We start from the raw sequence: 20,327 nt of genomic DNA, 5'->3' as shown, positions 1-20,327 counted from the left end.
TTATTAATTATTAATGAGTAGAAATCGGGAAAATACTATTGAAAAGAAAAGTTTTGATTTCGCTCTAAGAGTAATTAATTTACACAAACATCTTTACAACGAGAAAAGAGAGTTCTGTATTTCGAAACAAATTCTCAGATCAGGAACTTCTATCGGAGCAAATATTGCAGAAGGAAAATATGCGGAATCTGCTTTAGATTTCATTCATAAATTAGCAATTGCACAAAAAGAAACATCTGAAACTCTTTATTGGATAGAATTATTATATGCTGCTGATTATATTTCGGAAAAAGAATATGAATCTTTACTTTTCGACTGTACAGAGATTATTAAGTTGTTAACAACAATAATAAAAACAAAGAAATCGGCATTAAAACAAAATGCCAATAATAATTAAACATTGATAATTAATAATTATTTTCTTATGAAAGTACTGATTGCAACAGATAAACCATTTGCCAAAGTGGCGGTAGATGGTATAAGGAAAGAAATAGAAGCAGCCGGATTTGAGTTGGCTCTGCTCGAAAAATATACCGAAAAGCAACAACTGCTTGATGCTGTAGCCGATGTTGACGCTATTATCATACGTAGCGATATAATTGACGCGGAAGTAATAAAAGCAGCTAAAAACCTGAAAATAGTAGTGCGTGCGGGAGCAGGATACGACAACGTAGACCTGGAAGCAGCGACTAAAGCTGGCGTTTGCGTAATGAACACACCGGGACAAAACTCGAACGCTGTGGCGGAACTTGTTTTCGGGCTTTTAGTATATGCTATCCGCAATTTCTACAACGGCACATCGGGCACCGAGCTTAAAGGCAAAAAACTGGGTATCCACGCCTATGGAAATGTAGGACGCAATGTAGCCCGTATTGCCAAAGGTTTTGGAATGGATATTTACGCTTTCGACGCCTATGCACCTGCTTCGGTAATGGAAAACGACGGAGTAGTAGCATTAGGTTCTGAAAAAGAATTATATTTTACCTGCGACATCATTTCATTGCACATCCCTGCAACGGCCGAAACAAAAGGTTCTATTAATTACGAACTTTTGTCGAACATGCCTAAAGGGGCAGTACTGGTAAATACGGCACGCAAAGAGGTAATAAACGAAGCCGAGATGGTAAAATTCATGGAATCCCGTCCCGATTTCAAATACGTAACCGATATACTGCCGGGCAACCATGCCGAAATGCAGGAAAAATTTGCTGCCCGTTATTTCTCAACTCCGAAAAAAATGGGAGCACAAACTGCCGAAGCAAATATCAATGCAGGTATAGCTGCTGCTCAGCAAATAGTAGGATTCATACTGAACGGAGACGAAAAATTCAGAGTAAATTAATCGTCACTTCCTTCACAAAAACACTAACAAATAAGGTGTCCCCAACAAGGACACCTTTTTTCGATCCACCGCATCAAAACATTATTCGTTTTTTGCCATGAGTTTAGTATATTCGGTTAAGTTGGCAAGCACCTTTTCGCTCAGTCGGTCGAATGCCCTAAAATCCCTCAACTTCTTACGGTGAGCCAAAGAATTTCCGTATTATTTTACGTACTAAAAAATAAAAATCTCTGTAATCAATTGAATTACAGAGATTTTTTGTTGTCCCACCAGGATTCGAACCTAGACTGACTGAACCAAAACCAGGAGTGCTACCATTACACCATGGGACAATACCAATATGTTGCTTTCTCTCAAAAGCGGGGCAAAGATACGATAGTTTTTTATTTTGCCCAAATTTTTCCTGAAAAATCTTCTAAAAATATTACTCTGCAATCAGAAGGAAATAGTTTTTCTTCCCTTTCTGAGCCAATAAATATTTGTTGTTCAATAGATTTTCCGTAGTTATTATCATATCCTGGTCAGCAAGTTTTTCTTTATTCAAACTTACACCACCAGCCTGTACCATTTTTCGCATTTCACCTTTCGATGGGAAAACAGCAGCTTTATCTGTTAATAGTTCGATTGCTTTTATTCCTCCGCCCAACTCGTCTTTCGAAATGTAGAACTGAGGAACGCCTTCGAATACACTCAAAAGAGTTTCTTCGTCCAAGCGTTTCAGGGCTTGCGCTGTTGAGTTACCAAATAAGATTTCAGATGCTTCAACCGCTGCTTCATAGTCCTCGATAGAGTGTACCATAACAGTAACTTCTTTCGCCAAGCGTTTTTGCAGAATACGCAGATGCGGAGCCGCCGCATGTCCGGCCACCAAGTCGTTTATTTCATCACGTTCAATCGCTGTGAATATTTTTATATATTTCTCGGCATCAGCATCACTTACATTGAGCCAAAACTGATAAAACTTATAAGGTGAAGTATAACGGCGGTCTAACCAAACATTCCCGCTTTCAGTCTTTCCAAATTTACCGCCATCGGCTTTAGTTATAAGGGGACAAACCAACCCGAAAGCGTCGTTTTCACCCGTTTTACGACGAATCATATCCGTGCCGGTAGTAATATTGCCCCATTGGTCGGAACCGCCCATCTGGAGCTTACAATTCTTGTTTTGATATAAATAAAGATAATCGTAACCTTGCAACAACTGGTATGAAAACTCAGTGAACGACATTCCCTCTGTCGACTCACTGCTCAGGCGTTTTTTTACAGAGTCTTTAGACATCATGTAGTTTACCGTGATGTGTTTACCAATATCGCGGATAAAATTGAGGAAAGAATAATCTTTCATCCAGTCGTAATTATTCACCAGCTCGGCAGCATTTAGCGCGTCGCTGTCAAAGTCCAGAAACTTTGCCAACTGTTTTTTAATACATTCCTGATTGTGGCGCAACGTAGCTTCATCAAGCAGATTGCGCTCGGCCGATTTCAATGACGGGTCGCCAATCATTCCGGTTGCACCTCCAACCAAAGCGATGGGCTTATGTCCGGAACGTTGAAAATGTTTTAGCATCATAACGCTAACCAAATGGCCGATGTGGAGCGAGTCGGCCGTAGGGTCGATACCCACATACGCAGTTGTCATTTCTTTTGCTAATTGTTCTTCAGTACCCGGCATGATGGAATGAATCATTCCGCGCCATTGTAGTTCTTCTACAAAATTCATCGATGCAATTAATTTATTTTTAAAGATTAAGAATTATTTATATCGGCGCAAAGATACGACTTTTTATATCAATACAAATCATTGCTGCCCCGTATTATCAAATCAATTCTTCAATACTATTTTCTGAATTTTCTCCTGATTATTTCCATCCGTCATCTTCAGCAGGTAAATTCCATCGGGCAAATAATGCAAATTGATTTCTTTATTTGCTAACTCTGTCTGCCCATTCAATATTAAATTCCCGGTAATACTATAAACAACTAAGGTTTTTACTCTCTCTGACAAATAAAGCGTTTTAGAAGCACTATATGCCCAAACGGTGTCAAAACTTATTGTTTCATCTGAATTTCCCGGAGAAGAACTATTAGAAACTCCTTTTGTACCATTGTTCGCAAACACAATAACTTCGTCAGCCCCATCATATTTACGCCCTACAGTACGTCCTTCCCCTTCCGAGTAAAGTTTGTCTCCCTCGTCTGCGTCCACAATAAACTCGTCAAGCATAGTACCATTAAAGTCGAAAATACGCAGTGTCAGGTCTTTTCTCGCCGATATTCCCCAGGTAAATGTCAGTCCTTCGGTATCAAGCGAATCCTGCTCCCACACCCGAAATCCCTTTGCATCAATAACAGTCCCTTCGGGTATAAACCAGTTATTTACCGAACCTTTTTCATTTATTTTCTGTACGTAGAAGTTAGATATATCCACGGGGGCATCCTCGGCGTTGTATATTTCAAGCCATTTTTCCTGCATCTCGCCGGCAGCATTATATCTATTGCCGTTTATTTCATTTATAAAGATTTTTTTCGGATTCGCCGTAGGCTCCTGCTTCGTACCATTGTTGTTGCTTGCATTTTTTGTACCGCCGTTTGTGAAAATCACCAATTTATCTGCCCCATCAGTTTCACGTCCTACAGTACGGAAAAATCCCTCCGAATAAAGGTCGGATTTCACTTCAAAATAATCAATTTTCTTTTGGTTTTTATCATAAAGTTCAAACGCCACATCCTTTTTAGCTGATATTCCCCAGGTAAAAGTAGAGCCATCGGTATTGTCCTTATCGCGCTGCCAGCTTAGGAAACCTCTTGCAGAGATTACCGTACCTGCCGGAATCTGCCATTCATTATACAGCCCCGCCTCGTCAATTTTCAGAATAACATATTTAGATATATCCACAGCCTCATCAGCCGAATTGTAGATTTCGAGCCATTTTTCGTTACCACTGATTTCGTTAATATAAATGCCGGAATAAGTTGCAAAAAGAAATGGGAAACAGGATATGAAGCATAAAAATGCCTTAAGGAGAAAATTTGTTTTCATGAAGTAAATAGAGTTTTTCGAAATAAATAACAGTAAATAAGATAAAAAACGTTCCCAAAAATAAGCAGAATAATCCGATTTTCACGATTGTATAAATATTTATTTTTCATCTAATTCGGTTAAAATCAGAAAAAAACGTACAAACATGGTTGAAATATCAAAATAATTGATTTATCTTTGCACGCTCGTTTAATTATATAAATAAATATCATGTATTTAGATTCTGAAAAAAAGAAAGAAATCTTCGGTCAATACGGAAAGTCTAACACTGATACTGGCTCACCTGAAGCTCAGATAGCATTGTTTTCGTACCGTATCAACCATTTGACTGAACACTTGAAGTCAAACAAAAAAGATTATAGTACAGAACGCGCTCTTGTAATGTTGGTAGGTAAACGCCGTCGTTTGCTCGATTATCTGAAAGCAAAAGACATCATGCGCTACAGGGCAATCATCAAAGAGTTAGGCATCAGAAAGTAAAAAATCTTTCAAAAACTCATTTAAAAGGCGTTCCAAACTAAGATTGGAATGCCTTTTGTACTTTATTAATTTACGTTTTTTGAAAAAAAGACAACTATATTTTTACAAGTTAAATTCAACCATTTTTTTTAAGCATATACAATAATCTATTAAATTTACAGCTTGTTATCCTGAAAGGGCACATGTTATGAAAACACTCTATACCATCGGTATTTATATTTATGGAGCTTTGACTGCATTAGCAGCAGTATTCAACAAAAAAGCACGTAAATTATTCTTCGGACAAAGAAAAGCGCTTTCTGTTTTAAAACAAAAAGCAAGCCCAAACAAGCAGTACATTTGGATTCATGCCGCATCGTTAGGCGAATTTGAGCAGGGACGCCCTGTGATAGAAGCCATCAAGGCCGAAAATCCCGAAAAATCCATATTGCTTACATTCTATTCACCGTCAGGGTACGAAGTGAAAAAAGACTACAAAGGCGCGGATATTGTTTCGTACTTGCCTCTGGATACCCCAAGGGCTACCCGTAATTTTTTGAATACGGTAAACATTTCGCAAGCCATTTTTATCAAGTACGATTTCTGGCCTAATTTCTTATTCGCATTAAGAAAAGCCGGAATACCCACATACATTGTATCAGCTATTTTCCGCCCCGGCCAAGCCTTTTTTAAGACGTATGGCAAATGGTATTTAAACCTGCTGAAAACATTCAACCATATTTTTGTACAGAACAACACCTCTGCCGAACTATTGAAAGAATACGGCATCACACAAGTGACGGTAACAGGCGATACCCGTTTCGACAGGGTAGCCGCACAGGCTAAACTGGCAAAAGAATTTCCATTGATAGAACAGTTTATCGATGGCAAGCCCGTAATAGTGGCCGGAAGCACATGGCAAAAAGACGAGGCATTGCTTACCTGCTATCTGAACAAGCATAAGGACGTAAAATTAATACTTGTGCCACACGAGGTGTATAAAGCCCATTTGTACGATATTTTCAAAATGCTGAAAGGAGACTACATCCGCTACTCCGAAGCTACCACCACCAGTATCAAAACATCAAATTGCCTTGTGCTGGACACTGTAGGGATGCTATCTTCGGTTTACCGATATGCCACGGTAGCTTACATAGGCGGAGGATTTGGCGCAGGCATACACAACATACTCGAAGCAGCAGTATATAGCGTGCCTGTAGTGTTTGGCCCAAATTATCAGAAATTTAGAGAAGCAAAGCAACTGATAAAGCTCGGAGGAGGATTTTCTATCTGCAATTACAGCGAACTGGAATCGACACTCAGCGCTTTACTAAAAAACAATAAAACAGCCGGAAAAATAGCCGGAGACTATGTCCGCAACAATACAGGTGCTACCCGTGAAATAATAAAGCACATGGAGTAAATAAGAGAAAAGGGAAAGGAGAAAGTGTAAAGTACTTATTTTTCCGTAAAGCGGACTTTAAGCCACTATACGGTAAAAACGGAATAAAAAACTATGTATCCCTATGTGAAACCTAACTGAACCTATGTATCACAAGTTACTTCGCCCTACGGGCGGTTACAAGTTACAAGAAAGTAGTGAGTAACAAAGACAAATTGTGTTTTTGAGGTCGCCTCGTTGATAATTAATAATTGAACATTAATAACTGAAATAGTGCGATATAAGAAAATAGCCGTAAAGATAGGAAGCAACGTCATTACCCGTGCCGATGGAACTTTAGATGTTACACGCATGTCGGCTCTGGTAGACCAAATAGCCCTGTTGCATAAATCAGGGGTTACAGTCGTGATGATTTCGTCAGGAGCAGTAGCCTCGGGAAGAAGCATAGTGAATGTAAGCAAAAAGATGGATGTGGTAGACCAGCGGCAACTCTTTTCATCCGTTGGGCAAGCTAAGCTAATTAATCTTTATTACGACCTGTTTCGCGAACATGGTATCGTGGTAGGTCAGATATTGACCACAAAAGAGAACTTTTCGAGCCGCCGCCATTACCTCAATCAACGCAACTGCATGCGCGTAATGCTCGAAAACAAAGTTATCCCTATCGTAAACGAGAACGATGCCGTATCAGTATCGGAGCTCATGTTTACCGACAATGACGAACTATCAGGACTAATAGCCTCCATGATGGATATGGAAGCGTTAATTATACTAAGCAATATAGACGGCATTTTCAACGGCTCCCCCTCCGACCCCCAATCAAAAGTTATCCGCGAAATAAAAAAAGGAGAAGACGTTTCGGACTTTATCCAATCAAGCAAATCATCGTTCGGGCGTGGCGGCATGCAAACCAAAACCACTATCGCCCGAAAAATTGCCGACGAAGGGATAGACGTATACATTGCCAACGGAAAAACAGAAAACATTCTGCCCGACTTGCTGAACAAGAAAAAAGATATGGTTTCGACCCATTTCATTGCATCGAAAGACAGCGTATCAAGCGTGAAAAAATGGATAGCACACAGCGAAGGCTTTGCCAAAGGCGAAATATATATTAATGACAACGCGTCGAAAGCCCTTGCGGGCGAAAAAGCCGTAAGCCTGCTTCCGGTAGGGGTAATAAAAATAGCAGGAGAATTTGAAAAAGACGACATTGTAAAAATTCTGGACGAAAAAGGCGCTTTGCTTGGAGTAGGCAAAACACAATACGACAGCAACAAAGCAAATGAGATAATAGGAAAGAAAAATCAGAAACCCCTTGTACATTGCGATTATCTTTATTTAGAATAATTTTTTTTTGTAGAAATTAGTTTGAATTATTTCAGACACATAGAAACACAGTAGAAACACATTTTCTATGTGAAGCCTAACTGAACCTATGTGACCAAAACAGATACTAATCGATGTGGCTTACTTCAGAACCAATTAATACATATCTTATGTGGAAGCAAAAAGCACTGGCAGCGTCCCGTTCGCTGAACCTGATAGATGATGCTACGATAAACAAGGTTTTATCGGCCATAGCCGACCAAACGGTAGCAAAAGCGGATACAATCCTTGCCGAAAATGCTAAGGACTTAGCCGCAATGGAAAAGTCGAACCCCATGTGCGACAGGCTACTGCTGACTAAAGAACGTCTCGAAGGGATTGCTGCTGACATACGCCACGTTGCACAGCTCCCCTCCCCATTAGGCAAAACGCTACAGGAAACCACACGCCCCAACGGTATGAGGATATCAAAAATAAGCGTCCCTTTCGGGGTAGTCGGCGTAGTGTACGAAGCACGTCCCAATGTAACTTTCGATGTTTTCTCGCTTTGTTTCAAATCGGGAAATGCCTGTGTGCTAAAAGGAGGTACAGACGCACATAATTCCAACATGGCGATAGTAGAACTAATTCAGTCTGTGTTAGAAAAATCCGGTTTGGATAAAAACATAATCACACTTCTGCCCGCCGGACGCGAAGCCACACAGGAATTGATGAACGCGGTAGGTTATGTCGATGTTATTATCCCTCGCGGGGGAAAAGGGCTTATAGAATATGTAAGGGACAACTCGCGTATTCCGGTTATCGAAACAGGAGCAGGAATCTGCCATACCTATTTCGACGAATACGGCGATTGCGATAAAGCCGAAAAGATTGTGTTCAATGCAAAAACCCGCCGTGTGAGTGTCTGTAATGCACTCGACTGTCTGATTATCCACGAGAAGCAATTACCAAAGCTCCCCGAATTGTGCAAACGTCTGGCAGATAAAAACGTAACCATATATGCCGACGTAAAATCGTTTACTTTCCTTAACGGAAATTATCCGAAAAACCTATTGCAAAAAGCTACAGACGAAAGCTACGGGACAGAGTTTCTCGATTACAAATTAGCAATTAAAACCGTATCTTCTATCAATGAAGCTATCCGGCATATCTCAACCTACAGCTCCAAGCACAGCGAATGTATAGTAAGCGAAAAACCGGGAAACATAGCCCTTTTCGATAAAATGGTAGACGCAGCCTGTGTATATACCAATGTTTCCACAGCATTTACCGATGGCGGTCAATTTGGGTTCGGGGCAGAGATAGGAATCAGCACCCAAAAACTACATGCACGCGGCCCAATGGCATTAGCCGAATTATGCTCCTACAAATGGATAATAAAGGGCGACGGACAAACAAGGGAATAAAAATGACATGTAGCGGCTTGGAGTGCCGCTTTACAGCTAAGTCTCTAATCATACGGTAAGCGTCTATATCCTAATGTGACAAAAGGTCTACATCTATTTGAAAACAGCACGGATGTAAACATCTGGTAATCAATGAATTATATGTTTTTTGTAAATTACTGCTTATCAAGACATAAGCTATCTCAAGAATTGAAAATTATACATAATCAACCCCCTCTGCTGGCGCGGACTTGCAGTCCGTGTCTTGCCCCCATATTTGGCGCAAGTCTGCGACTTGTGCCTATTATTTTTGCAGTTTAAAACTGCATCTATTTTCGGCACAAGTTACACTACGCTAAACTTGCGCCAGTAATGGGCCCAATGGCATTAGCCAAATTATGCTCCTACAAATGGATAATAAAGGGCGACGGACAAACAAGGGAGTAATTATTTAAAAAAAATGGGATTTCCCTCTGCTGGCGCAGACTTGTAGTCCGTGTCTTGCTCGTAAGAGTAATCTTTTGAATAACTGCTTTGGTATCCCATATTTGGCGCAAGTCGGTGACTTGTGCCTATCTGTTCTTGCAGTTTAAAACTGCATCTATTTTCGGCACAAGTTACGCTACGCTAAACTTGCGCCGGTGATGGCAAATATTTAACGGAAAGTATCTTTCCACACAAACAAGTCTGCGCCGGCAGTTTTAAAAAATTCAGGATTTTAGCTCTCAAAATAACACTAATCTCTTAAAATTCAAACATTTTTGATGCTTTTTTTGCGTATTCCGAAATAAATCATTTCCTTTGCCGATGAATTATGTATATGAATTTTTGGTTTCGTAAACTTTTCTATTTCTTCTGCTTAAAAAGAGAACAGTTTTGTTTATAACCCGCTCTTCATTATACTGTTCTTATTTTTTAATTTATTATCATTTTTATTCTATGAACATTTACGTAGGTAACCTGAGCTATAACGTTCGGGAAAACGACCTCCAAGGGGTTATGGAAGAGTACGGATCAGTTGACTCTTGCAAAATTATTAAAGATCGCGAAACAGGACGTTCAAAAGGTTTTGCTTTTGTAGAAATGTCAGACGACACTGCTGCAGCTAAAGCTATCGAAGAACTGAACGGTGCTGAATTCGACGGCCGCACCATGGTGGTTAAAGAAGCACGCCCAAGAAATTAAAATTTATTTTTATTTTTAGGAGAGAGCTTCTGCTGTTTTAATAACGGCAGAAGCTTTTTGTTTTAATTAAAAACACACCGTCTTACAAATCAGATAGCAATAAAATAACTATATTTGTACCTTATAGTTGTTGAATTGTAACACTTAACAAAAAACACGAACCACATGAAAACAAACTACCTGATTTTAGGATTATTCGTGCTATTAATTTCATCCTGTGCCGGTAAAACAGAAAAAAAATTACAAGCTGTTGATATAAAATCTCTCGAAGAAAATGCTGTATCGTTGTTTTCCGACAATTGGTTTGTAGTAACTGCCGGCAATGAAACTAATTACAATCAGATGACAATAAGCTGGGGAGCTTTGGGCGAAATATGGGGAAACCCTTCCGCCACAATCTATATCCGCAGTACACGCCATACGTTTCCTTACTTGAACCGTGAAAAACACTTCACCCTGTGTGCATTCGACGAGGAATACCGCGACAAGGTGCTTTTTATCGGCAGTAACTCAGGACGTGATATAAATAAGATAGAAGCTACCGGATTGACCCCGAAAGTAACCGAACTTGGCAATATATACTACGATGAAGCACGTTTGGTTATCGAGTGTGAGAAAGTGTATTTCAATGACATCAACCCAACAAACATAGCCGACCCCGAAGCAATGAAAATGTACGAAAACGAAACAGCCATGCACCGCATGTTTATCGGAAAAATTGTAAATGTGTGGGAGAAAAAATAAGAAGCAATGAAAACGTATACTAATGTAAAAGACCTTGGAAACCTGCAAAACGCAGTAAAAGAGGCATTGGAAGTTAAAAACAACCGTTATGGATACAAACATCTGGGTGAAAACAAAACCCTGTTGATGGTATTCTTCAATTCGAGTTTACGTACCCGCCTGAGTACACAAAAAGCAGGTATGAACCTCGGCATGAACACTATGGTGCTTGATATTAATCAAGGGGCATGGCAACTGGAGACTGAACGTGGCGTAATAATGGATGGGGATAAGCCGGAGCATATATTGGAGGCAATACCCGTGATGGGTTCGTACTGCGACCTGATTGGCATCCGTTCGTTTGCGCAGCTTAACGATAAAACCTTTGACTATAACGAAACTATTATCAATCAGTTTATACAATATTCAGGCAAACCTATTTTCAGTATGGAAGCCGCTACAGGTCATCCGCTGCAAGCCTTTGCCGACCTGATAACAATAGAAGAGTATAAAAAAACAGCACGCCCGAAGGTAGTGCTGACATGGGCGCCACACCCACGGGCATTACCGCAAGCCGTGCCCAACTCATTTGCCGATTTTATGAACGAAGCAGATGTAGATTTCGTCATTACGCATCCCGAAGGATACGAACTGGACGAAAAATTTGTTCGTGGAGCAAAGGTTGAGTACAATCAGATGAAGGCGTTTGAAAATGCCGATTTTGTATATGCAAAAAACTGGTCGGCTTACCAAGACCCCAACTATGGCAAAATACTGAGCACCGACCGTAGCTGGACTGTAAGCGACCGCCAAATGGCTGTTACAAACAATGCTTACTTCATGCATTGCCTGCCTGTACGCCGCAATATGATTGTGACAGACGACGTGATTGAAAGTCCGCAGTCGATAGTCATACCCGAAGCAGCAAACCGTGAAATATCGGCACAGGTAGTTATTAAAAGGATGCTGGAAGCTATTTAGTGACTAGCGATGAGTGACTAGCTACTAGTAATGGACTGGTAAATTGAAATTGCAAAACGTAGAAAAATGCTCGTAAAGACTTATAAGCTCATTAAAAACAAAAAACTAATAACTAGTAACTATTAGCTAGTAACTAGTCACTAATAGGCATGGAAAAAATGATAAAAACACATAAAGACTTACTTGTATGGCAAAAAAGTATTGATTTTGTTGTTGCAATCTATGCAATAACCGAATCTTTTCCCAAATCGGAAGTATTTGCTTTAACAAATCAAATTCGCCGTTGTGCTACGTCAATTCCGGCTAACATTGCCGAAGGTTCTGCAAGAAAAGGCAATAAGGAATTTATTCAGTTTCTGCATATTGCCTTAGGCTCCGGAACTGAATTAGATACATACTTAATCATTGCTGAGAAATTAAGATACATCAATAAAGAAACATTCGACGAGCTAAATACAAAACTAGAAGAAATTACAAAAATGCTCGTTGGACTTATAAGCTCATTAAAAAGAATAAACAACTAATAACTAGTAGCTAGTCACTATTAACTAGTCACTTAATATGGAAAAACTTACACTTATAAAGGTAGGAGGAAAAATAGTAGAAGAGCCGGAAAGCCTGCAACAGCTTCTCTCCGACTTCTCAAAAATAAAGGGGCACAAAGTCCTTGTACATGGCGGAGGACGCTCGGCAACAGCCATTGCCGCTAAACTCGGCATCGAAAGCCGGATGGTAAACGGACGCCGCGTAACCGATGCTGAAATGCTGAAAGTAGTAACCATGGTTTACGGAGGTTTGGTAAACAAACAAATTGTAGCCGGACTACAGACATTGGATGTGAATGCGCTGGGGCTTACCGGAGCGGATATGAACTACATGCGCTCAGAGAAACGTCCCGTTAAAGATGTTGACTACGGCTTTGTAGGAGATGTAAAAGAAGTAAACGCCGGTTTGCTTGCCGACTTGATAAGCAAGGGCGTAGTACCTGTACTGGCACCCCTTACACACGACAGAAAAGGCAATCTCCTCAATACAAATGCCGATACCATTGCAGGCGAAGCGGCTAAAGCGTTGGCAAAGCATTTTGAAGTCACGCTGATGTTCTGTTTCGAGAAAAAAGGCGTGTTGATGAACGAAAACGACGATGACAGCGTTATCTCCGAATTAAGACCGGAATCGTTCAACGAATATGTAGAAAAAGGAATTATCCAGGGCGGTATGATTCCTAAGCTGGAAAACTCTTTCGAAGCATTGCAGGCAGGTGTAAAACAGGTGGTGATAACCCGTGCCGACCAGATAGGTAAAAACAACGGGACAAAGATTGTTTTATAAACCGTGAATATACTTTATTCTCAATTATCAGAGAATAAGAGCAACCGCATCAAAATATGTAGAATTGCTACTTTATTCTTTCGTAGCCGGAGCTAATCTTTCCGCCTCAGCTGGTGAGCGTTAAAAAATTCAGCGTAACGCAGCACTTTTCCCCTCTCCTTAAGGAGAGGGGGTAGGGGGTGAGGTTGGAAAAAGTAAAAGCCTGTCCGGCTTGAGGGCATAAGAATAAAAATGAGAATACGGTAACTCTCCCTAAATCCCTCTCTCAAAGAGAGGAACTTTGAGAGCGAGAAACGAAAGAGCAGTATCGGATGAATTTGGGGATTAGAATGTAATTTTTAAGGGGTTGCCCTATCAGAGAATAAGACTTGTAACTCATAACTAAATACTTGTAACTAATTATGTTTCAAGAACAAGCAAACGAAGCTATAGAACTACTACAGAAACTGATTTCAATACCCTCAATAAGCAGGGAGGAAAAAGAACTGGCAGACTTTCTCGAACGCTACATCGAGGAGAGAGGGTATATTGCTTCGCGCAAAGGGAATAATATATGGGTTATTGGCCCCGGATTTGACACTTCGCGCCCTACGTTGCTGCTTAATTCCCATATCGACACTGTAAAACCTGTCGCTGGCTGGACTTACGACCCTTTCAAACCAGTAGTCGAAGGCGATAAACTATATGGTTTAGGGAGCAACGACGCCGGAGCAAGCCTTGTAAGCCTTCTGCATACATTCTTTTATTTAGCAGAGCGAAATCAACCTTACAACCTTATTTTTGCCGCCTCGGCCGAAGAAGAGGTATCGGGAGAGAACGGCATGCGTACGCTTATACACGAACTCCCAAAAATTGATTTTGCTATTGTAGGCGAACCCACAGGCATGCAGCTTGCCGTTGCCGAAAAGGGCTTGATGGTGCTGGACTGCTACGTATATGGAAAAGCCGGACACGCCGCCCGCAACGAGGGCGAAAACGCAATTTACAAGGCAATACCCGATATAGAATGGTTTAAGAACTACGAGTTTCCTAAAAAGTCGGATTTGCTTGGGGCTGTAAAGATGTCGGTAACTATCATCAATGCCGGAACACAGCACAACGTAATACCCGATGTATGCTCATTTGTGGTCGATATCCGAAGCAATGAACTATATTCCAATGAAGAATTACAGCGGGAAATAGACGAAAAAACAAAGTGCGAAATCAAACCGCGTTCCACCCGCTTGAACTCTACTCAAACACCGCTAAACCACCCCATCGTTTTACGTGGAAAAGAACTTGGACTATCGCAGTTTGGTTCTCCTACGCTATCCGACCAATCGCTGATGAATTTCGCCAGTGTAAAGATAGGACCGGGAGATTCGGCACGCTCACACACTGCGAATGAATTTATTTTTCTTGAAAACATATATCATTCGCTTGAAATTTATATTGATTTATTAGATGGCTTGAAGATTTAAAAGCAAATACTAAAAACAGATTATGCGGTTTTATGCCCTTATTTTAGGAACAATACTGTTATTAATTGGCAGATATATTGAGCTACGAAGTAAAGCAAGGCAAAAATCTCTGGATTTTATCAAATTTAAATCGGAGCATACTGAAAATTGGAACGAAATCCTCCGGCAATTAATAATTGAAAAAGATTATCGGGCGATAGAAGAAATGATAGATAAAAAAACGAATGTTTTTCTGTTGGAAAAAGGAGATGCGAAAACAAAATTCCATCCATTAAACAACAATCAACAGAGATAAAAAACATATAAAAGCCCAAATGAAAGGATGCCTAAAAAATCCCTTCCTTCTTATTCGTGTTGGCAAATTCCCAGCCTACAATAGCCATCTTGTGGGCAACTCCCCAACGATATTGCCCCAATTCGCCTGTAGAGAGCACAACCCGATGGCAAGGAATGAATAAACAGATAGGATTATCGCCTACAGCCGTACCCACAGCACGTACTGCTTTAGAGTTTTGTATCTGGTTGGAAATACCCTCGTAACTAACCACCTCGCCCATAGGAATCTGAAGCAATGCTTCCCACACTCCCAGCTGAAAATCGGTACCTTTCAGGTGCAAAGTTATTACATCTATGTGTTGTACATTCTTTTGCAGCACCCTCATAGCACGATACTGGTGTTCATCACCAATACGGCAATATAACGCGTTGGGAAAAACAGAGCGGAGATTGTTTATACAAACGGTATCATCATCTACAAACTCCATACGGCAGATGCCTTTAGGGGTGGAAGCGATGAAAATCCTGCCAAATATGCTATTATAAAAATCGTAAAAAACCTGTAAATTCTCACCCCCGTTTTCATATTCATCCGGGGTCATCCTGTCTATCTTAATAAAATGACAAGGTTGATTCCTGTCTGCAAAACTATCTTCGAAAATCACATCTTCGCTCTCCCCTTCTGCCATCGAGAAATGATTGACTTTCAACTTCTTTTTTATATTATTCGGATGCAAGTACCGGATAAACTCGTCGGGGGTAGCATCAGACCAGTTGAAAAACATACGATAAAAATCCATACGGCTTAAATCCACATGACCCGCAACCTCATCCCAACTAAGTTCATCCTTCATGTTTCTATTAACGTAAAGAAGTGCATCAGTAATCCGCTGAAAATTGGAATCATATTTCATAATTCACGAAGTATAAATTTATATTTGCAAATATAAGAAAATGAATAATCTTCGTTTAACGAATAAGCGGATTTTTATTAAGATTATGAGTTTTTTTAGATTTAAAGCATTTAATATTTCACATCTGCTAGTTAACAAGCCTGTTTCTCATCCGCCAAATATTTAAGGGGTTACCTAAATTTTACTTGCAAGATAAATTTTGGTGATTTTTCAGGGAAATATTGATATGCACTCCGTTAGGAGTGGAAGTTTGGTAAAACACCATCTTCAGATATGGCGAGCGTGCCGTAGGTACGCAACTTTCTCTCTGAGTGTCGCGTACCTACGGCACGCCGGATAATTGAGTAACCCGCACATTACCAAACTTTGCTCCCTACAGGAGCCTTCAATGCGATGATAATTTATAAATCAGCCTTATAACGAACTATTGAATATAAACTCTATTTTCAAAAACTGTAATAGTTTTTTTGTAGAACATTTAAACAACCTTTAAATATCCATGTCCATATCCATATCACTTTCGGTCGACTGATTGTTATTTCGTTTAGCATTGCGGTTTGGCTGCATGTTTCCAAAATTGTAAGTGAGGGTAACACCAAAACTGCGCCCGTGCCAATACGATTCGGAATATTTTTCGAAGCCTGCACCCGAAGTTTGCGATTTTCTCCGTCTCGAATCCAATAAATCCCTGACATTGAGGCTCACATTCAGGTTGCGGTTGAAAAAAGACTTACGAAGCCCTAAGTCAATAGCATAATTGGCTTCTTGTGTTCCCTGAGCAATTACCCGAGGAGAACTGTAATTTGCCGAAACCTGCCCGGTAAAGGTAGGCGAAAACATAAAATTAGCCATAACACGCGCATTCCACGAGAAGCCTTCCTGCTCCCGTATGCTTTCTGTTATATTATTGTACGGATTAATATATGTTGCTGAATCAATCTTACTATAATATAAATTGACCGAAGAGGTTAAATTCAGTATCCGGAACAACCTGTTTTTAGCTACCAGCTCGAGCCCTGCCGATTTGGACTGCGATATATTCATAAAAGTCGATTCCATATTCTCCTCGGTGCGGTAACTGATACGCTGCACTACATCGTCGGTAAAGCGGTAATAAGCCGAAGCCGAAAAAGAGTGATTGTCCCATGATTTCAGATAATTCAACTCAAAAGCGGAAGAAAATTCCGGACTTAGAGCCACGTTCCCAAACGACACATTGGTTGAGTCCGAGTAATCTTTAAAAGGGTTTATCTGCCATCCGCGCGGACGGTTTACCCGGCGGGTATAATTCAACTGCACTTCGTCACGGTCGGTAATACTATATCCCAAATAAGCACTGGGAAACAGTTCAAAATAAGACTTTTGATAATCAGGCATTTCACTTCCAATATAGTCTTTCGAGTCGATATTTCTATACATATACTCGCCCCGCAAACCAAGCTGAACACTAAGTTTCTTAAAAAAGCGTTCGCCATAAGTAACATAAGCAGCATGTATCTGCTCCTTGTAGTCAAAAACATTATAATAGCCCGACAAATCCGTCCCCTTAGTAACATCAAAACCATCAGTATAGCTATACCTGTTTGAAACATTGCTCTGCCAGCCCGCTTCGAAACGTCCGGTTTCACTTATTTTATTTGTATAATCTACTTTAAACTGAAGATTGGAATCATTCCCATCACTATTCTGAGATATTTCGGATTCTCTCTCTACAGGAAAGACGTCTGTTTGCAGATAATTACTCTCGTTTGTACGGCTAAATCTGGAATATGACAAGCTGGCTAACAATTCCGTTCCTTTCTTATTAAACTCATGTTTATAATCAAGGTTTATATTAAAACTGTTTCTTTCCGAATCCTCTGTATTTCTCCGGTTATATTCGCGCAGGATGGCATCCGTAGTAACGTTTTTCTGCGTATAATTCAACAGCGCATTGGAACTTCCGCCTCCATTCATCCCAAAACCTGACAACCCGATAGTGTTTTTATCGTTAATATGATAATCTACCCCTGCCCTGAAAAAGAGTCCGTTGTGAAGAGATGAATTATTGTTGTTCTGGTTCAGCAGCGTGGTGTCATTGGCGTTGAAATTCCATAAATTGCTCACCGAGCCTCCGTTTCGGGTCATATTGCGGTAACCAATGTTGGCATACGCATCAATTTTCGAACTGCTGTAGTTGATATTAGCTCCAACGTTACCCCCAAGCCTGCCACCATCAGGATATATAGCCCCTACAGAGACACTTCCGTAATAACCGGCCTTACGGTCTTTTTTCAATACCAGATTTATAATTCCGGCCGTTCCTTCGGGATTAAACTTGGCCGACGGATTGGTTATCACTTCGATAGATTCTATACTCTCGGCAGGCATTTGCTGCAATATCTGCGCACGGTTTTCGGCAGTAAGCCCCGAAGGCTTTCCGTTTATCCAAACCTCTACACTCTCATTGTTTCTCAGCGAAATGTTTCCTTCCTGATCCACTTCTACCGATGGTATGTTCTCCAATACCTCGGTAGCCGAGCCACCCGCCGAAGCTATATTCTGGTCGACACTAAATACTTTACGGTCTATCTCGAAACGCATTTGCGAACCTTGCCCCACTACCTCTACTTCGGTCAATACATTGCTGTCTTCGGTAAGACGGATAATACTGAAATTCAAATCCTTATCACTAACCGTAAAATTGCGCGAATATGCATTGTAACCCACAAAACTGATACGCATGGTGTATTTACCACTCTCAATGGCGGTTATTTCAAAAACACCATTCTCGTCGGTCACTACACCTGCCCAAGGAGTTTCAGAGCCTTGTTTATACAATGCTATATTAGCAAAATCAATGGGTTGCGAGGTCTGGCTGTCAACAACTTTGCCCGACAAATTGTACGATGCAAAAAGAGGTATAAATAAGACGGATAGCAATAAAGTAAATACTGTTTTTTTCATTATCAATTTAAATATTTTCTATTTTTATATCAAATTAATAGCTCCACTACAAAGAGTGAAGCTATTTATCAAATCAAATGTTGTATGTTTTGACTTGCAAAGTAACTGAAAGTTTAACCGTAAAGTTGTTGTAAAAAGTTAAGAGAAGACAAAGAGTTTAAAGACAGGTTGTTGAATTGCTGAAATATCAGGCAGTTGGATTGTGCTATTTACAGTTGTGTTTAATCTGATTATAAAACCTTATTTTTGTGAATTAACCTTAGTAATAAAGATGAATCTATAAACTCAACCTTATTAGTTTATTTTCCAGCCGACTTAATAAGCTAATAAGGTTAAATTTATGAAAGTGCGAATGTTACTAAGGTTAATTCACGAAAATAAGGTTTTTACATTACTATACTATGCCGAACAAAAAAAGGGGCTGTCTCAAAAGTCTTTTTTGAACGCCGCTCTTTCCTTTTGGGACACTCTCTTTTCGTATATTTTAAAATTCAATCAATACCCTACTGTTTGCGCTACCACAAACTGATAGTTAGCATCAAGGCCCAAAACATTAAGCAACTCTTTCTCCTTAGCTCCGGCACGTACCACCGATTTCAGGCCTTTAGCCGCGCAATACAGATATACATTTTGCGTACAATGTCCGGCATCCAGAGCCGCCAGATACAAACGCTTATTTTCGGGCACTTTGCGCGCGCCATTGTATTTGTTGTAATTGGCAACAAAAACCAGATTAAGAGGCGCAGTATATACAAAATCCTGCAATCCTGCCAGATTGCGGAAATCACCTTCCACCACAGGATTTAGTTGGTGATTATCCACATCATAATGATAAATTCCGTTAACTAATACCGCATAAGTTTCGAGCGGATACATTGCCAGAGCCGATGGTACGGTACGTTTGCCATCTTCACGGTTTTTGCCGTTTGCCATCCAGAGTATTTCAGACAGATGCTCCAGCGAGAGATTAGTTTCGGCAAAATCGCGGTCGGACTTACGGTTTTGCGCTGCTTGCATAAGCGAGGCTCCACACTCCGTATCGGGGGCAAGGAGCTTGATAGTTTTAAATGTTTTTAATTCCATAGGTTCTGGTTTTGAGTTATTTCCTTTGCCCGAACAGCAAGTGTCAGAGGCATGAGTTGTTTTTTCATTCTTTTGCGACGGCTGGCATGCTGCAAAAACAAGCGACAATGCCACGAATAGAAAAAGTCCTTTTTTCATATAAGTTTCGTTTTTATTAATTTAAAATCTGATATTCCACAAATATAAAAACTATAAATTAAACAGCAAAAACAGCCTGTTGTTCAAAAATATCGTATTTAGCAGATACGCAGTATCAAACAAGGGCAACCGCATCAAAATATACAGAATTGTTATTTTATTCTTTCGTAGCCATAACTAATCTTTCCGCCTCAGCTGGTGAGCGTTAAGAAATTCAGCGTAACGTAGCGTTAAACAGGATTTGCTGTTTGACGAGCATAGCGAGGAGTTTCAAATCCTGTAGCGTAGTGTAGCTGAATTTTAGCGAAGCAGGTGTAGCGGTGGCTTTTTTG

At 40.3% G+C, this 20,327-nt stretch carries 18 protein-coding genes and 1 tRNA gene; 13 read left to right on the top strand and 6 right to left on the bottom strand.

Features of this window, described 5'->3' with window-relative positions; genetic code table 11:
* The first annotated feature begins 13 nt into the window (after window positions 1–13).
* Window positions 14–397, top strand: a complete 384-nt coding sequence (locus D0T49_RS08380) for a four helix bundle protein (RefSeq protein WP_163630289.1) — start codon at window positions 14–16, stop codon at window positions 395–397.
* A 27-nt stretch (window positions 398–424) separates the two neighbouring features.
* Window positions 425–1,342, top strand: a complete 918-nt coding sequence (locus D0T49_RS08375) for an NAD(P)-dependent oxidoreductase (RefSeq protein WP_163630287.1) — start codon at window positions 425–427, stop codon at window positions 1,340–1,342.
* Between the two features lie 261 nt (window positions 1,343–1,603).
* Here D0T49_RS08375 and D0T49_RS08370 read toward each other — a convergent pair.
* From D0T49_RS08370 to D0T49_RS08360, 3 genes are all read right to left on the bottom strand, one after another.
* Window positions 1,604–1,674 (bottom strand) — tRNA-Gln (locus D0T49_RS08370).
* Window positions 1,675–1,766: 92 nt separating this feature from the next.
* Window positions 1,767–3,062 (bottom strand): tyrosine--tRNA ligase, encoded by a 1,296-nt coding sequence (tyrS, locus tag D0T49_RS08365; RefSeq protein ID WP_163630286.1) that lies wholly within the window; start codon window positions 3,060–3,062, stop codon window positions 1,767–1,769.
* Between the two features lie 102 nt (window positions 3,063–3,164).
* Complete coding sequence (locus D0T49_RS08360) at window positions 3,165–4,382, bottom strand: lamin tail domain-containing protein (RefSeq protein ID WP_163630283.1); 1,218 nt, start codon at window positions 4,380–4,382, stop codon at window positions 3,165–3,167.
* Between the two features lie 210 nt (window positions 4,383–4,592).
* Here D0T49_RS08360 and rpsO point away from each other — a divergent pair, with 210 nt between their 5' ends.
* The 11 genes from rpsO to D0T49_RS08305 all read left to right on the top strand — a co-directional run bounded on the left by rpsO (window position 4,593) and on the right by D0T49_RS08305 (window position 14,933).
* Window positions 4,593–4,862, top strand: a complete 270-nt coding sequence (gene rpsO / locus D0T49_RS08355) for a 30S ribosomal protein S15 (protein WP_163630281.1) — start codon at window positions 4,593–4,595, stop codon at window positions 4,860–4,862.
* A gap of 187 nt (window positions 4,863–5,049) precedes the next feature.
* Complete coding sequence (locus D0T49_RS08350) at window positions 5,050–6,264, top strand: 3-deoxy-D-manno-octulosonic acid transferase (protein WP_163630279.1); 1,215 nt, start codon at window positions 5,050–5,052, stop codon at window positions 6,262–6,264.
* 252 nt (window positions 6,265–6,516) lie between these two features.
* Entirely contained in the window at window positions 6,517–7,593 is a 1,077-nt protein-coding gene (gene proB, locus D0T49_RS08345) for a glutamate 5-kinase (RefSeq protein ID WP_370519642.1), read from the top strand.
* A gap of 149 nt (window positions 7,594–7,742) precedes the next feature.
* Window positions 7,743–8,978: a glutamate-5-semialdehyde dehydrogenase gene (locus tag D0T49_RS08340; RefSeq protein ID WP_163630277.1), complete on the top strand. Its 1,236-nt coding sequence runs from the start codon at window positions 7,743–7,745 to the stop codon at window positions 8,976–8,978.
* A 918-nt stretch (window positions 8,979–9,896) separates the two neighbouring features.
* Window positions 9,897–10,142 (top strand): RNA-binding protein, encoded by a 246-nt coding sequence (locus D0T49_RS08335; RefSeq protein ID WP_163630275.1) that lies wholly within the window; start codon window positions 9,897–9,899, stop codon window positions 10,140–10,142.
* 165 nt (window positions 10,143–10,307) lie between these two features.
* Complete coding sequence (locus D0T49_RS08330; protein WP_163630273.1) at window positions 10,308–10,886, top strand: flavin reductase family protein; 579 nt, start codon at window positions 10,308–10,310, stop codon at window positions 10,884–10,886.
* Between the two features lie 6 nt (window positions 10,887–10,892).
* Window positions 10,893–11,846, top strand: a complete 954-nt coding sequence (locus tag D0T49_RS08325) for an acetylornithine carbamoyltransferase (protein WP_163630270.1) — start codon at window positions 10,893–10,895, stop codon at window positions 11,844–11,846.
* Between the two features lie 149 nt (window positions 11,847–11,995).
* Window positions 11,996–12,370 (top strand): four helix bundle protein, encoded by a 375-nt coding sequence (locus tag D0T49_RS08320; RefSeq protein ID WP_239057046.1) that lies wholly within the window; start codon window positions 11,996–11,998, stop codon window positions 12,368–12,370.
* Window positions 12,371–12,407: 37 nt separating this feature from the next.
* Window positions 12,408–13,178: an acetylglutamate kinase gene (gene argB / locus D0T49_RS08315; RefSeq protein ID WP_163630268.1), complete on the top strand. Its 771-nt coding sequence runs from the start codon at window positions 12,408–12,410 to the stop codon at window positions 13,176–13,178.
* 401 nt (window positions 13,179–13,579) lie between these two features.
* Window positions 13,580–14,638 carry a M20 family metallo-hydrolase gene (locus D0T49_RS08310; protein ID WP_163630266.1) on the top strand — a complete coding sequence of 353 codons (1,059 nt, stop codon included), beginning with the start codon at window positions 13,580–13,582 and terminating at the stop codon, window positions 14,636–14,638.
* 22 nt (window positions 14,639–14,660) lie between these two features.
* Complete coding sequence (locus D0T49_RS08305; protein WP_163630263.1) at window positions 14,661–14,933, top strand: hypothetical protein; 273 nt, start codon at window positions 14,661–14,663, stop codon at window positions 14,931–14,933.
* A 31-nt stretch (window positions 14,934–14,964) separates the two neighbouring features.
* On the opposite strand, the gene D0T49_RS08300 is transcribed toward D0T49_RS08305, so the two are convergent.
* The 3 genes from D0T49_RS08300 to D0T49_RS08290 form a co-directional block, all read right to left on the bottom strand.
* Window positions 14,965–15,768 (bottom strand): methylated-DNA--[protein]-cysteine S-methyltransferase, encoded by an 804-nt coding sequence (locus D0T49_RS08300; protein ID WP_163630261.1) that lies wholly within the window; start codon window positions 15,766–15,768, stop codon window positions 14,965–14,967.
* A 549-nt stretch (window positions 15,769–16,317) separates the two neighbouring features.
* Entirely contained in the window at window positions 16,318–18,774 is a 2,457-nt protein-coding gene (locus D0T49_RS08295; RefSeq protein ID WP_163630259.1) for an outer membrane beta-barrel family protein, read from the bottom strand.
* Between the two features lie 495 nt (window positions 18,775–19,269).
* Window positions 19,270–19,995 (bottom strand): SagB/ThcOx family dehydrogenase, encoded by a 726-nt coding sequence (locus tag D0T49_RS08290; protein WP_163630256.1) that lies wholly within the window; start codon window positions 19,993–19,995, stop codon window positions 19,270–19,272.
* Window positions 19,996–20,327: the final 332 nt, after the last annotated feature.

This window comes from Paludibacter sp. 221, assembly GCF_010501035.1.
In the GTDB taxonomy this organism is placed as follows: Bacteria; Bacteroidota; Bacteroidia; order Bacteroidales; family Paludibacteraceae; genus QVMH01.
Note: the sequence above shows the minus strand (reverse complement) of the source record. Positions and strands in the feature narration are given on the sequence as shown.

Bases quoted from the DNA above. Each gene is read 5' to 3' on its own strand.
- D0T49_RS08380 (WP_163630289.1), top strand. From the start codon at position 14: ATGAGTAGAAATCGGGAAAATACTATTGAAAAGAAAAGTTTTGATTTC.
- D0T49_RS08375 (WP_163630287.1), top strand. From the start codon at position 425: ATGAAAGTACTGATTGCAACAGATAAACCATTTGCCAAAGTGGCGGTA.
- tyrS (WP_163630286.1), bottom strand. From the start codon at position 3,062: ATGAATTTTGTAGAAGAACTACAATGGCGCGGAATGATTCATTCCATC.
- D0T49_RS08360 (WP_163630283.1), bottom strand. From the start codon at position 4,382: ATGAAAACAAATTTTCTCCTTAAGGCATTTTTATGCTTCATATCCTGT.
- rpsO (WP_163630281.1), top strand. From the start codon at position 4,593: ATGTATTTAGATTCTGAAAAAAAGAAAGAAATCTTCGGTCAATACGGA.
- D0T49_RS08350 (WP_163630279.1), top strand. From the start codon at position 5,050: ATGAAAACACTCTATACCATCGGTATTTATATTTATGGAGCTTTGACT.
- D0T49_RS08340 (WP_163630277.1), top strand. From the start codon at position 7,743: ATGTGGAAGCAAAAAGCACTGGCAGCGTCCCGTTCGCTGAACCTGATA.
- D0T49_RS08335 (WP_163630275.1), top strand. From the start codon at position 9,897: ATGAACATTTACGTAGGTAACCTGAGCTATAACGTTCGGGAAAACGAC.
- D0T49_RS08330 (WP_163630273.1), top strand. From the start codon at position 10,308: ATGAAAACAAACTACCTGATTTTAGGATTATTCGTGCTATTAATTTCA.
- D0T49_RS08325 (WP_163630270.1), top strand. From the start codon at position 10,893: ATGAAAACGTATACTAATGTAAAAGACCTTGGAAACCTGCAAAACGCA.
- D0T49_RS08320 (WP_239057046.1), top strand. From the start codon at position 11,996: ATGGAAAAAATGATAAAAACACATAAAGACTTACTTGTATGGCAAAAA.
- argB (WP_163630268.1), top strand. From the start codon at position 12,408: ATGGAAAAACTTACACTTATAAAGGTAGGAGGAAAAATAGTAGAAGAG.
- D0T49_RS08310 (WP_163630266.1), top strand. From the start codon at position 13,580: ATGTTTCAAGAACAAGCAAACGAAGCTATAGAACTACTACAGAAACTG.
- D0T49_RS08305 (WP_163630263.1), top strand. From the start codon at position 14,661: ATGCGGTTTTATGCCCTTATTTTAGGAACAATACTGTTATTAATTGGC.
- D0T49_RS08300 (WP_163630261.1), bottom strand. From the start codon at position 15,768: ATGAAGGATGAACTTAGTTGGGATGAGGTTGCGGGTCATGTGGATTTA.
- D0T49_RS08295 (WP_163630259.1), bottom strand. From the start codon at position 18,774: ATGAAAAAAACAGTATTTACTTTATTGCTATCCGTCTTATTTATACCT.
- D0T49_RS08290 (WP_163630256.1), bottom strand. From the start codon at position 19,995: ATGAAAAAAGGACTTTTTCTATTCGTGGCATTGTCGCTTGTTTTTGCA.